General features: G+C 63.6%; 15 protein-coding genes. 9 read left to right on the plus strand and 6 right to left on the minus strand.

What is annotated here, in order from left to right; genetic code table 11:
* Window positions 1–260 precede the first annotated feature (260 nt).
* The 4 genes from ACFFNA_RS24100 (at window position 261) to ACFFNA_RS24115 (ending at window position 2,428) form a co-directional block, all read left to right on the plus strand.
* Window positions 261–833, plus strand: a complete 573-nt coding sequence (locus ACFFNA_RS24100) for a rod-binding protein (protein ID WP_208647190.1) — start codon at window positions 261–263, stop codon at window positions 831–833.
* A gap of 97 nt (window positions 834–930) precedes the next feature.
* Window positions 931–1,356, plus strand: a complete 426-nt coding sequence (locus tag ACFFNA_RS24105; RefSeq protein ID WP_111548636.1) for a hypothetical protein — start codon at window positions 931–933, stop codon at window positions 1,354–1,356.
* A 67-nt stretch (window positions 1,357–1,423) separates the two neighbouring features.
* On the plus strand, window positions 1,424–1,939 hold the full coding sequence (locus ACFFNA_RS24110) for a hypothetical protein (RefSeq protein WP_111548637.1): 516 nt from the start codon (window positions 1,424–1,426) through the stop codon (window positions 1,937–1,939).
* 204 nt (window positions 1,940–2,143) lie between these two features.
* Entirely contained in the window at window positions 2,144–2,428 is a 285-nt protein-coding gene (locus ACFFNA_RS24115; protein ID WP_111548938.1) for an SCP2 sterol-binding domain-containing protein, read from the plus strand.
* Between the two features lie 91 nt (window positions 2,429–2,519).
* Here the strand turns inward: ACFFNA_RS24115 and ACFFNA_RS24120 are convergent, their stop codons facing one another.
* Window positions 2,520–3,122 (minus strand): GNAT family N-acetyltransferase, encoded by a 603-nt coding sequence (locus ACFFNA_RS24120; protein WP_378922139.1) that lies wholly within the window; start codon window positions 3,120–3,122, stop codon window positions 2,520–2,522.
* A 97-nt stretch (window positions 3,123–3,219) separates the two neighbouring features.
* Entirely contained in the window at window positions 3,220–4,353 is a 1,134-nt protein-coding gene (odc2, locus tag ACFFNA_RS24125; protein WP_111548638.1) for an ornithine/lysine decarboxylase, read from the minus strand.
* Window positions 4,354–4,892: 539 nt separating this feature from the next.
* Between odc2 and ACFFNA_RS24130 the strand changes: the two genes are divergently transcribed.
* The 4 genes from ACFFNA_RS24130 (at window position 4,893) to ACFFNA_RS24145 (ending at window position 9,031) form a co-directional block, all read left to right on the plus strand.
* Window positions 4,893–6,089 (plus strand): amidase, encoded by a 1,197-nt coding sequence (locus ACFFNA_RS24130; protein WP_378922142.1) that lies wholly within the window; start codon window positions 4,893–4,895, stop codon window positions 6,087–6,089.
* Window positions 6,090–6,091: 2 nt separating this feature from the next.
* The gene (locus tag ACFFNA_RS24135; RefSeq protein ID WP_111548640.1) at window positions 6,092–6,991 is read left to right on the plus strand and encodes a LysR family transcriptional regulator; all 900 of its coding nucleotides are present in this window, start codon (window positions 6,092–6,094) and stop codon (window positions 6,989–6,991) included.
* Between the two features lie 175 nt (window positions 6,992–7,166).
* Window positions 7,167–7,835 (plus strand): DUF1007 family protein, encoded by a 669-nt coding sequence (locus ACFFNA_RS24140; protein WP_378922144.1) that lies wholly within the window; start codon window positions 7,167–7,169, stop codon window positions 7,833–7,835.
* Window positions 7,832–9,031 carry a nickel/cobalt transporter gene (locus tag ACFFNA_RS24145; protein ID WP_378922146.1) on the plus strand — a complete coding sequence of 400 codons (1,200 nt, stop codon included), beginning with the start codon at window positions 7,832–7,834 and terminating at the stop codon, window positions 9,029–9,031. Before ACFFNA_RS24140 ends, ACFFNA_RS24145 begins: the two co-directional genes overlap by 4 nt.
* A gap of 25 nt (window positions 9,032–9,056) precedes the next feature.
* Here ACFFNA_RS24145 and denD read toward each other — a convergent pair whose 3' ends face one another.
* From denD to ACFFNA_RS24165, 4 genes are all read right to left on the minus strand, one after another.
* Complete coding sequence (gene denD / locus ACFFNA_RS24150; RefSeq protein WP_378922148.1) at window positions 9,057–10,034, minus strand: D-erythronate dehydrogenase; 978 nt, start codon at window positions 10,032–10,034, stop codon at window positions 9,057–9,059.
* A gap of 12 nt (window positions 10,035–10,046) precedes the next feature.
* Window positions 10,047–10,259, minus strand: coding sequence for a hypothetical protein (locus tag ACFFNA_RS24155; RefSeq protein WP_111548644.1), 213 nt, complete (start codon window positions 10,257–10,259; stop codon window positions 10,047–10,049).
* Between the two features lie 83 nt (window positions 10,260–10,342).
* Entirely contained in the window at window positions 10,343–11,323 is a 981-nt protein-coding gene (locus tag ACFFNA_RS24160; RefSeq protein ID WP_378922150.1) for a cation diffusion facilitator family transporter, read from the minus strand.
* Window positions 11,324–11,353: 30 nt separating this feature from the next.
* Window positions 11,354–12,040, minus strand: coding sequence for a GNAT family N-acetyltransferase (locus ACFFNA_RS24165; protein WP_378922152.1), 687 nt, complete (start codon window positions 12,038–12,040; stop codon window positions 11,354–11,356).
* 83 nt (window positions 12,041–12,123) lie between these two features.
* On the opposite strand from ACFFNA_RS24165, the gene ACFFNA_RS24170 reads away from it, so the two are divergent.
* Window positions 12,124–13,308: a pyridoxal phosphate-dependent aminotransferase gene (locus ACFFNA_RS24170; protein ID WP_378922154.1), complete on the plus strand. Its 1,185-nt coding sequence runs from the start codon at window positions 12,124–12,126 to the stop codon at window positions 13,306–13,308.
* Window positions 13,309–13,337: the final 29 nt, after the last annotated feature.

Here is a 13,337-nt window from a genome sequence, read left to right on the forward strand (position 1 = left end):
TCTGCCGCTGCCGAACCCCGCTCAATGCAGGCGCAACGACCGGTTCTTGATCTCTACCTCAACCGCAGGCGCCCTCCCGCGCAGCGGGTTCGTTCTCCGGCCCAAAACGCGACGTCCGAATAGTGGCTTGGCGATGTCCGTAGTTGGCGCTTGGCCGACCACGACACACACCTGCATTCCGCCTCTCCCACCCGCGCAAGCCTGCCACAAGCTTGTTGAGGCATGGTCTGGCTAGGAAAACCGATAACAGGCGGACTTTCTTGGCGATTTCTCCACCCAGCGACATCGTTATGGATGTGGCCCGAGCCGTCGACCCGACGGACATCGAGGCCGCCCGCGCCGCGCTGACCAGGCGCGCCGGTGGTGCTGCCGGGACGTTTTCGGTCGACACCGCGGCTTCGGTCGATGCCGGCTCGATCCTGTCGCGCGCCACCGCCGACAAGGCCGCCGCAGCGACCGACCCGGCCAAGAAGTTCAAGAAGTTCGAGGCGATGGTGCTGCAGACCTTCATACAGAACATGCTGCCCAAGGACACCGAAGGCGTCTACGGCAAGGGCCTGGCCGGTGACATGTGGAAATCGCAGCTTGCCGAGCGGGTGGCCGACGTGATGGCCGAACGCGGCGGCATCGGCATCGCCAAGTCGATGCTCGCCGACCACTATCTCGAAGGCAAGCGCGTCGTGCCGGTCGGTCCGGTTTCGGGCGGGCCGGAAAAGACCGAGATCGATCAACAGAACAGCCTGTCGACCTCGCTGGTCCACGAATTGCAACGCAAGGCGGCCCGGTCGATCACCGGTGACGAGACCGCCATCAAGACAGACATCAAGATCTAGGGCATGCCCCAAAACCGGGAACCGGTTTTGGGAAAGATCACGCTAAAACACTGAGATAGTGCGTATCCGAGTTCAATCTAACCAGACCGGGATTCTCATGGCCGACTTTTCGGAATTCACCGCCAACCTGCCAGCACGCACGACCGCGTCGGAAGCGCCGATCCCGTTCGCGCGGCCTGGCAACCTCGCCGCCATCATCGGCCGCATCGAGGAAGTGGTCGAGGAAGAGACGGCCGGCATCCGCAACGCCACCAACTATGATCTCAAGGCCTCGAACGCCCGCAAGAGCCGCTATCTCTACGAGTTGACCCGCGCCATGAAGGGCGGCAGCGAAGCCGAATTCCTCGAACAGCACCGCGAAGGCCTGACCCGGCTGCGCCAGAAGCTGGCGAAGAACGAGGCGGCGATCCTGGCTCACCTCAGCGCGGTCAACGAGGTCGCCAGCCTGCTGCGGCACGCCATCCAGCGCGCGGAAACCGACGGCACCTATTCCGCCGGCGAGTTCGGCTGGATGAAGGCATGATGCCGAACACAATGCCCAGGCAAAAAAATAGTGCCGCGTTCCCATCACCAGGGAATGACAAGGTCTGATGATCAAGGTCATCGCCATCGCCGTCTGGATCTGCGCCGCCACGCTCGGCGCCGTGTTCTATTCGTTCCAGGCAGCCGGCGAGCGTGGTGTCGGCGAGACGCCGAAGCCGATGCTGGGCGGCCTCGACTACGTCAAGACCGATATCATCTCCGTGCCGCTGATCCGCGATTCCGAGATCGGCGGCTATTTCCTGACCAAGCTTGTCTACACGGTCGAGCCCGAGCAGATAAAGAAGCTGTCCATTCCGGCCGAAGCGCTCATCACCGACCAGGTCTATACCTACCTCTATTCCAATCCGCAGATCGACTTCACCAAGAAGGCGACGATCGATCTCGATGCCTTCCGCGCCGCGATCCGCGACACTGTCAACACCCGTGTCGGCGCCACTTTGGTGCATGAGGTTCTGATCGATCAGGTCAATTTCCTCAGCAAGGACGAAATCCGCGACAACTGGCTGCGCCGCAAGAAAAGCGAGACGGCGGCGGAAATGACCAAGGCATTCAAGGAACATTGATCTGCCCGGCGTGCCGTTGCCCGCAGCCCGATCACATCGGACGTCATCCGCTGCGGCGATAGGAACCAGCCACCGGAATTCGCGTTGACGTAAACGTCAACCCAAAGCTATATGCGGCAGCGGCCGTGATCGCAAAAAACGCGGCATGGCGACTTAAGCCGGGTCGAAGCGCCGTTGCGCGACCAACCAGACAAGGAGAACAGCGTGAGCGTTCAGGAGATTGCCGAGAAGATCAAGTCGCGCGTGGCGAGCAGCGGGTTCGATCGTTCCGTGAAATTCGACACCGGCGCCGACGGCGTCATCGTCATCGACGGCGCAACCATCTCGACATCAGACGGACCCGCCGATTGCACCATCAAACTCTCGCTCGACGATCTGGATTCGCTGATTTCTGGCGACCTGAATCCGACCATGGCGTTCATGACCGGCAAGATAAAGGTCGAAGGCGACATGACCGTCGCCATGGCACTCAGCCAGTTGATCGGCTGACCGCTTGTGAGACGCGCAAAACGCCGCCCGATGGGCGGCGTTTTCGTTTTGGGGCCGGACCCGGGTGGCCGCATCACGCAGCCCTTGCAGCTCAGGCCGCCGACGTCAGCTGCTGCGCCTTCAGCTTGCGTCCCGCCGCCTTCAGTGTGCCCTGCGCGCCATCAAGCGCGCCGTCGACCAGTTCCAGCGCCAAAAGGCGGTGCCGCTCATAGGGGCCGGGCATGGCGAGCGAACCGGTCCTGGCGGCCGAGAATCCGAAGCGTCCGTAATAGGGCGCGTCGCCGACCAGCAGGATCGCCGCATGGCCAAGCCGCGCCGCCTCGGCGATGGCATGACGCATCAGCGCCGAGCCGATGCCGGCACTCTTGAGCAACGGGTCGACGGCGAGCGGACCAAGCAGCAGCGCTGCCGGACCGCCCTCGCCCAATCTGACATCCCACAGCCGCACGGTGCCAGCGACGGCGCCCGACGCATCGCGGGCGATAAAGGCCAGGCCTTCCGAAGGCCGGCGGCCACGCCGCAGCTTCTCCGACGATTTCTTCTTGCGCTTCGGCCCCATGGCGTCGTCGAGCAGCGCTTCACGCGCTGCAACGTCGGCTGAGGTTTCGGCGACGATGGCAATGACGCGGCCACTCTTCCCCTCAAGGGGGGAGATCACCCAGGCGCCCTCATCGATGAAATTTGCAATGTCCATTTCCGCGATCCCTAGCGAGCGGAGATCTGTTCCACAGGCGAGCCCGGGTGGACGCAAGACGCCCACCTGGGATGATCTGACCAGTTCTTGCGAACCGTCAGATCACGTAGGATCGGAGAGGCTCGAAGCCGTTGAAAGCGACCGCCGAGTAGGTGGTCGTGTATGCTCCGGTGCCTTCGATCAGCACCTCGTCGCCGATGGTCAGCGACAAGGGCAGCGGATACGGCGTCTTCTCGTACATCACGTCGGCCGAATCGCAGGTCGGGCCGGCGAGCACGCAGGGTGCGGTCTCCGTGCCGTCATGCGCGGTGACGATCGGGTAGCGGATCGCCTCGTCCATCGTCTCGGCCAGACCGCCGAACTTGCCGATGTCGAGGAACACCCAGCGCACATTGTCGTTGGCGGCCTTCTTCGAGATCAGCACGACTTCCGACTTGATGACACCGGCATTGCCGACCATGCCACGGCCCGGCTCGATGATGGTTTCCGGAATGGCATTGCCGAAATGCTTGCGCAGCGCCGAGAAGATCGCCTGGCCATAGGCCTGCGCCGCCGGCACGTCACGCAGATAGCGCGTCGGGAAACCGCCGCCCATATTGACCATCTTGAGCACGATCCCTTCGTCGGCGAGCGTCGCGAACACCGTCTTGGCGTCGGCGAGAGCACGGTCCCAGGCGGTCAGGTCGGTCTGCTGCGAGCCGACATGGAACGACACGCCATAGGCGTCGAGGCCGAGCCCCTTGGCATGGCGCAGCACGTCGACGGCCATCGCCGGCACGCAGCCGAACTTGCGCGACAGCGGCCATTCGGCGCCCTCGCCATCGGTCAGCACACGGCAGAACACGCGCGCGCCGGGAGCGACGCGGGCGATCTTCTCGACCTCTTCGACGCAATCCACCGCGAACAGGCGGATGCCGAGCTGGTAGGCGCGTGCGATATCACGCTCCTTCTTGATGGTGTTGCCGAAGGAGATGCGGTCCGCCGGCGCACCGGCGTCCATCGCCATCTCGACTTCGGCAACGGAAGCGGTGTCGAAGGACGAGCCCATCGCAGCAAGGAGGCGCAGGATTTCCGGCGCCGGGTTTGCTTTCACCGCATAGTAGATCTTGGAATCGGGCAGCGCCTTCTCGAAGGCGCGGAAATTGTCGCGCACGACATCGAGGTCGACGACGAGGCAGGGGCCGGTCGGACGTCGGGTGGCGAGGAAGTCAAGGATACGCTGGGTAGCCATCGGGGTCTCTCCATCAGCGCCTTTCGGCGCGCAATAAGGCTGCGGACGCGGGCTGTCAGCCTCGCGAACACGCGGTGGACAAAGGCGGGACGGAAATCCATGGAACCAGCCGGTGGAGACCCCGGAACCATGAAACGCCGTCTCGCGGCGGTGAACCTTGGCCTTGCCCGGCCTCGGTTCGCTTTGTCTGCCTTGGCTTGGATGGGAGACCCGTCCGCACTGCCGGCAATGAAGGTGTGCCTCTTCAGTAACCCCGGTCTTTGGACAACCGGCAGAACACCAGAAAGGCCCGCACCGTCGTTGCTTCAAGGTGTCCTCGGTCTGGCGGTTGGCCGCTAAACCGACTGGAGGGGTTGGCTCCAGTTACCTTACCGATTTCCCTCACCATTCGAGGATCGGCGGACACCCACAGGCACGTGCGACTTTGGGCAAACGCGATATAAGAGCGAAGGCTTTCACAATCAATAAAAATCGCATCCAAGGTTGTAAAATTTCTGGCATCGAACAATGTTGGTGCAATCGTATCCGGATATCGAACGATGCCAGGCACACACGGCCCCCTCAACGCCTTTCTCGATGTCAGCCAGATGCCGGTGGCACATGCCGAGCTCGGACCGCTGGCCGGCCTGCGGCTGGCCGTCAAGGACATCTACGACGTCGCCGGCTACCGCACCGGTTGCGGCAATTTGCAGAAGTTCGCTGAAAGCCCCACCGCCTCGCGCACCGCGCCGGCCGTGCAGATGATTCTCGATGCCGGCGCGCGCTTCGTCGGCAAGACCCAGACCGACGAGCTTGCCTTCGCGCTGTTCGGTCAGAATGCGCATTTTTCGTTTCCGGTGAACCCGGCAGCGCCCGACCGCGTCACCGGCGGCTCGTCATCGGGGTCGGCGGCGGCGGTGGCGGGCAGGCTGGCCGATATCGCCACGGGCTCGGACACCGGCGGCTCGATCCGCGCGCCGGCGAGCTTTTGCGGACTGATCGGGCTGCGCACCACGCATGGCCGCATTTCGCTCGATGGTACGATGAAGCTGGCGCCAAGCTTCGACACGTTCGGCTGGTTCGCCGACGACATCGAGACCTACGAGACCGTGGGCAAGCTGCTGCTTGGCCGCGACCCGCACCAGCACGTGTTGGAACGCCCGCTGGCGCTGGACTGGCTGGACGAACTGGTCGCCCGCCCGGCGCTTGCCGAATATGCTGGAATGAAGGCGCTGGCGAGCGCGGTTTTCGGTACGCCGGCGACGCCGGCTGCGCCCTTCACCTCGTCTCCGGACGAACTTTACTGGTGCTTTCGCCAACTGCAGGCCAAGGAGGCCTGGGCGGTGCATGGCGCATGGATCACCAGTGGCGAGCGCGATCTCGGCCCCGGCGTCGATGAGCGTTTCGGCTTTGGCCGTGCCGTCGACGACCGCACGGCACAGGCCGAGACGGTGCGCCGGCTGACCTTTCGCGGCGAACTGGGCGCCCTGCTCGGCAAGGACGGCTTTCTTGTCCTGCCGACGGTGCCGGGCCCGGCACCCTACGTGGACAGCACGCCGGAGCAATTCAAGGCCTATCGCGAGCGGGCGTTGCAGCTTCTGTGCCTGGCCGGCCTGTCGGGCTTTCCGCAAATCACCTTGCCCGTCGGCTCGGTCGCCGGCGCCCCGTTCGGCCTGTCGCTGCTTGGCCCTTCCGGCAGCGACATTGCCCTGATACGGCTCGGCCGGAAACTTCTCGACGCCGCACGAAAGGCCTGACCATGGATACACTGACCCGCATGCGTGCTTTCATCGATGTGGTCGAGGCCGAGGGCTTTTCGGCGGCGGCGCGCAAGATCGGCCGCTCCAAGGCATTGCTGTCGAAATATGTGCGCGAGCTGGAGGATGAACTCGGCGCGCTGCTGCTCAACCGCACCACAAGGCAGTTCTCGATGACGGAGGCCGGCCACACCTACTACCGGCGCGCCTCCGAGATCGTGCGCGAGGTCGACAGCCTGGCTGATGCGGTGCGCGAATCGTCGGGCGACGTACGCGGCCGGATCAAGCTGTCGGCGCCACGCACCTTCGCCGATGCGCCGATCGGCCAGTCGCTGATCGACTTCGCCAAGCAATATCCCGACATCGTGCTCGATATCCAGCTCGACGACCGCTTCGTCGACCTTGTCGAGGAAGGCTTCGATCTCGCGGTGCGCATCTCGCGGCTGGAGAACTCGTCGCTGATCGCCAGGCGGCTGGCGCCGTTTTCGATAAAGCTCTGCGCCTCTCCCGAACTGATCGCCAAGCACGGCATGCCGACACGGCCGCAGGACCTTGGCCGCATGCCTTGCATCGTCGACACCAATGGCCGCGGACTGAACAACTGGCCGTTCAAGGGCGACAATGGCGATCCGGTGAGCGTTGCGGTGTCGGGTCCGATCGAGGTCAACAGCCCGATGGCGGCGCGGGCCGCAGCCGTGGCGGCGCTCGGATTTTCCATCCTGCCGGATTTCATCGCCGCGCCCGACCTCGAAAGCGGGCGGCTGGTTACGGTGCTCGATGACCGCATCCTGTCGGGCGGCGGCATTTTTGCCGTTTACCCGCACCGCCGCTATCTGCCGGCGAAAGTTCGCGTTTTCGTCGACTTTTTGGTGCAGTGGTTCAAGACACGTGAAGCTGCCTGACCGGGTTTGGCCGTCAAAGCGCATCGCGCCGCGACGCGCTTTGAGTTTTTGTTGAGTGCGTGTCGTTGTCCAAACCGCTGTCCACTTCTGGGCGACACGCACCAGCGGTCCCAATTTCGCCCCCTTTCTGGTAACTCTCGACATATCTCCGAGGCCGATGGAATCGCGACCGAGAATGCACCTGAAACGGCACGCAATCATGCTGGCTTCGGCCTTGGCGGCGACCTTTGCCGCCACTGGACCGGCTTATGTGCATCCACATGTCTTCGCCGAGGCTCGCCTCGACGTGATCCTCTCCCCGGATCACCAAAGTGTGAAGGCGCTGCGTCATCTCTGGCGCTTCGACGATCTGTTTTCCAGCACGGTGATGATGGAGTTCGACAAGAACTCCGACCTGAAGCTCGACGACAAGGAGCTGAAGGAGGTCGCCGACACCGTCCACGCCTCGCTGGCCGAGTTCAACTACTTCCAGCTCGTCACTGTCGACGGCAAGGACGTGGCGATGACGCCGCCGCCGCATCTGATGGCCAATTTTGACAATGACCAGCTGATCATCCTGTTCGAGTCCGAGCCGAAGGTGCCGATCAAGCTCGCCGGCAAGATCGACATCGGCGTCTACGATCCGACCTTCTACACGGCGATCGATTTTACCGAGGACTCCAACATCACGGTTGAAGGCCTGCCGTCGAATTGCACCAGCAAGGTGATCCGTCCGGATCCGGACGAAGCGATCAAAGAAAACCAGAAGACCCTGACGGATGCCTTCTTCAACGATCCGACGGGCACCGACATGAGCAAGATCTTCGCCACCAAGCTCGAACTGACCTGTCAGCCAGAAGGATGAACCCGGTGACGAAACCGTCCCTGCGTTTGGCATTCGGCCTGTTGGCCATCACCTTTGTCATGATGCATTTCGCCAATTCCGCCCATGCCCAGAGTTCGCTCGGCATCGGCGTCAATGACGGCATGGCGCCCACCACCGGCCCGTTCGCCCATATCCTGATGTGGATCAATCTCAGGCAGCAGGAATTCTATCGCGCGCTGGCGACGGCGATGAAGGCGATGCGCCAGGACGGCAGCAAGCTGTGGGTGCTCATCGGCCTGTCTTTCGCCTACGGCATTTTCCACGCCGCCGGCCCCGGTCACGGCAAGGCAGTGATATCGTCCTACATGGTGGCCAATGAAGTGGCGCTGCGGCGCGGCATCCTGTTGTCCTTCGTCTCGGCACTGCTGCAGGGCCTGACCGCGGTCGTGGTGATGGCGGTTGCTTATTTCGTCCTGCGCGGCACCGCCGTCTCGATGACCGATGCGGCCTGGTTCATGGAAATCATGAGCTTTGTCTTCGTCACCCTGTTTGGCGCCTGGCTGCTGTGGCGCAAGCTCGGCCCCTCCGTCCTGCGCCTGTTTGGCAAAGGCCCCGCCTACAGCCTGTCAGCAGCTCACGCAGGTCATTCTCATGCGGGTCATTCGCACGCCGGCCATTCGCATGCCGCTCACAGCCATTCGGCGCCTGCCCATTCGCACGCCCTGCACGTGCATGACGATCACGACCATGCGCATGGCCATGCGCACGATCATCACGAGCATGGTGCGCACGATCACGACCATGATCACGCCACACACGACCATGCTCATCATGACCACGCGGCGGGCGAGGTCTGCGACACCTGCGGCCACTCGCATGCGCCCGATCCGGCGCTGCTGTCGGGCGACCGCTTCGACTGGCGCACGGCCTGGTCGGCGGTGGCGGCCGTCGGCATCCGCCCCTGCTCCGGCGCGTTGATCGTGCTGAGTTTCGCACTTCTCAACGGGCTCTGGCTCGGCGGCCTGCTGTCGGTGCTGGCGATGTCGCTGGGCACCGCCATCACCGTCTCGGCCCTGGCGACGCTTGCGGTGACCGCCAAGAACTGGGCGGTGTATTTCGCCGGCGACGGCCGCATGGGCAACCGCATCCACTCGATCGTCGAGATCGGCGGCGCCGCCTTCGTGTTCCTGTTCGGGCTGCTGCTCCTGTCGGCGAGTCTCGCGACCGGCGGATGATCTTGCGGGTCGCGACGCTCCGGGTTTAACCCGCGATCTTGCCGTCCAGCTCATCCTCGATATGCGCGCGGATGATTTCGTCAAAACTCTTTTCGGCGCTGAAGCCGAGCTCCCTTGACCGCCGGGCCTCGAACCTTGTCGGCCAGCCCTTGACGATCGCCCAGATCGTCTCGTCGGGCTCCTCGCGGATCAGTTTCACCGCCTTCGATCCGGCGATGCGTTCCAGTGCCTCGATCTGCTCGCCGACGGTGACGGCGACGCCGGGCATCGTCAGATTGCGGCGCGGCCCGACAGCGTTGCCGTCGATCCCGGCCGCATGGATCAGGAAATTGACCGCCGAGCGGGGACTGGCGTGGGTGTGCACGACCGAGCGCGGCACCGGCAGGATCGCCTCATGGCCGCTCAACGGTTCGCGAATGATGCCGGAGAAGAAGCCGGACGCCGCCTTGTTCGGCTTGCCTGGCCGCACGCAGATGGTTGGCAGCCGGATGCCGATGCCGTCGAAGAAGCCGCGCCTGGAATAATCGGCGAGCAGCGCTTCGCTCATCTGCTTCTGCGTGCCGTAGGAGGTCAGCGGCGTCGGGTGGAATTCATCCGGGATGACATCCGGAAAAGGCGCGCCGAACACCGCGATCGACGAGGTGAAGACGACGCGTGGTGCAAAGCCTGCCAGGCGGATGGCGTCGAACAGCGCCCGTGTGCCGTCGAGGTTGACGCGGTAGCCGAGATCGAAATTCGCCTCCGCCTCGCCGGACACGATGCCGGCGAGATGGAAGACGACATCGGGGCGCGATCCGACCAGGCTTTCGGCGGCACCCGCCTCGGTGAGATCGCCGGTGTGGATGGTGACGCTGACGCCGTCCATGCTAGGTGCCTGCGGCGGCACGATGTCGTGCAGGTCGAGTGCTTCGACCTTGCGGCCGCGCAGCGTACCGTCCTTGGCCAGCCGGGCAATGAGCTTGCGGCCGACCATGCCTGCCGCGCCAGTGATCAGAATGCGCATGTCAAAGAACCTTTACTTACCCTGGTTTTTGCGCTGGTTGCGGGCCCGCAGCCAGAACACCGAGAAAAACGCCAGCACGAAGACGATCCCAAATGCACCGGCCAGCACGGTCGAGAAACTGCCAAGTGCCAGCATCACGGTCGGCAGATAGAAGGCGGCGATACCGAACAGAAGCATGATCCACGCTGCCGCGATGGCCGCATTCCTGGTGTCTCGGTCCATCATGCTGCACCCGGGCAGCGGGTGTTCATCAAGCTGGTTTTCAAGGCTTTGGGACTCCTGAGGCAGGACCAATCGATATCAATCGATCAGGCCTGGTGATGATGGTCGTGATGCGCGGCCGCATCATGCTCGTGCTCGTGATCATGATCGTCGCCGTCGTCGGCGCATTGTCCGAATTCCGGTTCCACGGTGGCATGGCTGATGCCGTGCTCGCTGGCAAGCCGCTTCTTGATGGTGCTGACCGCCTGATAGGCATCGACGCCTTCGTCGAGACAGGCATGCAGCGTCGCCATGTTGCTTGTTCCGTCGAGCGACCAGACATGCATGTGGTGCACTTCGCGCACCCCCTGGACCGTCGCCTCGATATCCCTGGCGATCAGATCGCGGTCGAGGCTGGGCGGCACGCCCTCGAGCAGGACTTGGGCGGCGGCGCGCATCAGCGACCATGCCGTGGACAGGATCAGCAGCGAGACCAGGACCGACAGGATCGGGTCGATCGGCGTCCAGCCGGTCGCCAGGATGACCAGTGCGGCAACGATCGCCGCCGCCGAGCCGAGCAGGTCGCCGAGCACATGCAGCATGGCGCCGCGCATGTTCAGGCTCTCGCGGTCGCCGCCATGCAGCACGAAGAAGGAACTGATATTGACCAGCAGGCCGAGGATCGCCACCACCAGCATCGGCCCGCCAAGCACCGGCGCCGGCGCCTGCAGGCGCCCCCATGCCTCGTAGACGATCCACAGCGCAATGACGAAGATGGCAATGCCGTTGTTATAGGCCACCAGCGTCTTGACCCGGCCGAAGCCATAGGTGAGACGGCCGGTCGCCGGACGCCCGGCAAGGTGGAACGCATACCAGGCAAGGCCGAGCGCGATCGAATCGGCCAGCATGTGGCCGGCATCGGCCAGAAGTGCCAGCGACCCGGTAAGAAGGCCGCCGAGCGCTTCGGCGACCATGAAGCCGCCGGTCAGGCAGGCTGCGATCAGGACGCGTTTCTTATCGGTCGAGCCATGCACATGGCCGGCGCCGTGATCGTGTCCACTATGATCGTCGGAATGGGTATGTGCCAATGGCAACTCCCGTTGCACGCCGAATTCAGTTCACGCGCCGAACTCCGCGCGGAAATCCTCAAGCCGTCGCTTCTGTTGGCCGTCGCCATCGAAATTGGCCGGATCGAGCCACGCTTCATAGGCTTTGCGCAGATCAGGCCACTCCTTGTCGATGATCGAATACCATGCCGTATCGCGGTTTTCACCCTTGACGATGAGATGCTGGCGGAAAATGCCCTCGAACTTGAAGCCGAAGCGTTCGGCCGCCCGCTTCGATGGCTCGTTGCGGTTGTTGCATTTCCATTCGTAGCGGCGATAGCCGAGCCCGTCGAAGATGTATTTCATGAACAGGAACTGCGCTTCCGTCGCTCCCGGCTTGCGCGAGATGAGCGGTCCCCAATAGATGTTGCCGATCTCGATGACGCCATAGGCAGGATCGATGCGCATCAGCGTCTGGCGTCCGGCGACCTTGCCGCTGGCCTTGTCGATGACGGTGAAGAACAACGGATCCTCGCTGGCTTCCACCCTGTCCAGCCATGGTTGGAAGGCGGCACGGGTCTCCGGCGGATAATCGGGCAGCCAGGCGAAGCGGCCATCGACGTCGGATACGGAGGACGCCTCATAGAGGCCGTCGCCATGTTTTGCGGCGCTCAGCGGCTCGAGCCGGACGTACCGACCGTCGATGGCCTTGCGCTCAGGCCGCGGACGCGGTTGCCAGTCTTTGAGATTTTCCGACACCAAAAACTCCAATCCGTTTGACTTTTGCCAGCCGAAGCTCACAAAAACGCACGCCAACAGCAAGAACCACACGGACGGGAAAAATGCTCCACACGATTTCGGCCTTCGACCGTCTCGGCGAGGAAAACGCCTTTGCCGTGCTGGCGCGGGCGACAGCACTGGCGAGCCAAGGCCGCGACATCGTCAATCTCGGCATCGGCCAGCCCGACTTCAAGACGCCGCAGCATATCGTCGAGGCGGCGATCAAGGCGCTGCGTGACGGCCACCACGGCTACACGCCGGCCAATGGCCTGCTGGCGACGCGCGAAGCGGTGGTGCGGCGCACGCTGGCCACCACCGGCGTCGAGGTATCGCCTGAAACGGTGATGATCCTGCCCGGCGGCAAGCCGACCATGTTCGCCGCGATCCTGATGTTCGGCGAGCCGGGCGCCGAGATCCTCTATCCCGATCCCGGCTTTCCCATCTACCGCTCGATGATCGAGTTCACCGGCGCCGCACCGATCCCGGTGCCGATGCGCGAGGAAAACGGCTTTGCCTTCTCCGCCGAGGAGACGCTGGCGCTGATCACCTCGAAGACCAGGCTGTTGATCCTCAACTCGCCGGCCAACCCGACCGGCGGCGTGACGCCACGCGCCGAGATCGAGAAGCTGGTCAAGGGGCTGGAGAAGCATCCACAGGTCGCCATCCTCTCCGACGAGATCTACGACGTCATGACCTATGACGGCGAGACGCATTGCTCGCTGCTTGGCTTTCCCGAGATCCGCGACCGGCTGATCGTGCTCAACGGCTGGTCGAAGACCTGGGCGATGACCGGCTGGCGCATGGGCTGGTCGATCTGGCCGAATGGCGACAAGGGCGCCCATCTCTACGACAAGGTGCGCAAGCTGGCAGTCAATTGCTGGTCCTGTGTCAACGCGCCAAGCCAGTTCGCCGGCATCGCGGCAATAGACGGCCCACAGGACGATGTCGACAAGATGATGCGCGCCTTCGACCGCCGCCGGAAGGTCGTGGTCGAGGGGCTGAATGCCTTGCCCAACATTTCCTGCATCACGCCCAAGGGTGCGTTCTATGCCTTCCCCAACGTGTCGAAAACCGGCTGGAAAGCAAAGAAGCTTGCCTCGGCCTTGCTTGACGAGGCCGGCGTGGCGCTGATCGGCGGTCCCGATTTCGGCATTCTCGGCGAAGGCTATGTCAGGCTCTCCTACGCCAACTCCGAGGAGAACATTTTGCGGGCGCTGGAGCGGATCGGAACGTTCCTGGCGAAGTGAGGCTCAGCGCGCGCTGTCCAGGGATTCAC

Origin of the sequence: Mesorhizobium kowhaii (assembly GCF_042431665.1) — a bacterium.
Lineage (GTDB): Bacteria > Pseudomonadota > Alphaproteobacteria > Rhizobiales > Rhizobiaceae > Mesorhizobium > Mesorhizobium kowhaii.

Coding starts and splice junctions, on each gene's coding strand:
- odc2 (WP_111548638.1), bottom strand. CDS start 4,353: ATGGCTACCCAGCGTATCCTTGACTTCCTCGCCACCCGACGTCCGACC.
- ACFFNA_RS24105 (WP_111548636.1), top strand. CDS start 931: ATGGCCGACTTTTCGGAATTCACCGCCAACCTGCCAGCACGCACGACC.
- ACFFNA_RS24170 (WP_378922154.1), top strand. CDS start 12,124: ATGCTCCACACGATTTCGGCCTTCGACCGTCTCGGCGAGGAAAACGCC.
- ACFFNA_RS24135 (WP_111548640.1), top strand. CDS start 6,092: ATGGATACACTGACCCGCATGCGTGCTTTCATCGATGTGGTCGAGGCC.
- denD (WP_378922148.1), bottom strand. CDS start 10,034: ATGCGCATTCTGATCACTGGCGCGGCAGGCATGGTCGGCCGCAAGCTC.
- ACFFNA_RS24155 (WP_111548644.1), bottom strand. CDS start 10,259: ATGATGGACCGAGACACCAGGAATGCGGCCATCGCGGCAGCGTGGATC.
- ACFFNA_RS24110 (WP_111548637.1), top strand. CDS start 1,424: ATGATCAAGGTCATCGCCATCGCCGTCTGGATCTGCGCCGCCACGCTC.
- ACFFNA_RS24120 (WP_378922139.1), bottom strand. CDS start 3,122: ATGGACATTGCAAATTTCATCGATGAGGGCGCCTGGGTGATCTCCCCC.
- ACFFNA_RS24130 (WP_378922142.1), top strand. CDS start 4,893: ATGCCAGGCACACACGGCCCCCTCAACGCCTTTCTCGATGTCAGCCAG.
- ACFFNA_RS24145 (WP_378922146.1), top strand. CDS start 7,832: ATGAACCCGGTGACGAAACCGTCCCTGCGTTTGGCATTCGGCCTGTTG.
- ACFFNA_RS24140 (WP_378922144.1), top strand. CDS start 7,167: ATGCACCTGAAACGGCACGCAATCATGCTGGCTTCGGCCTTGGCGGCG.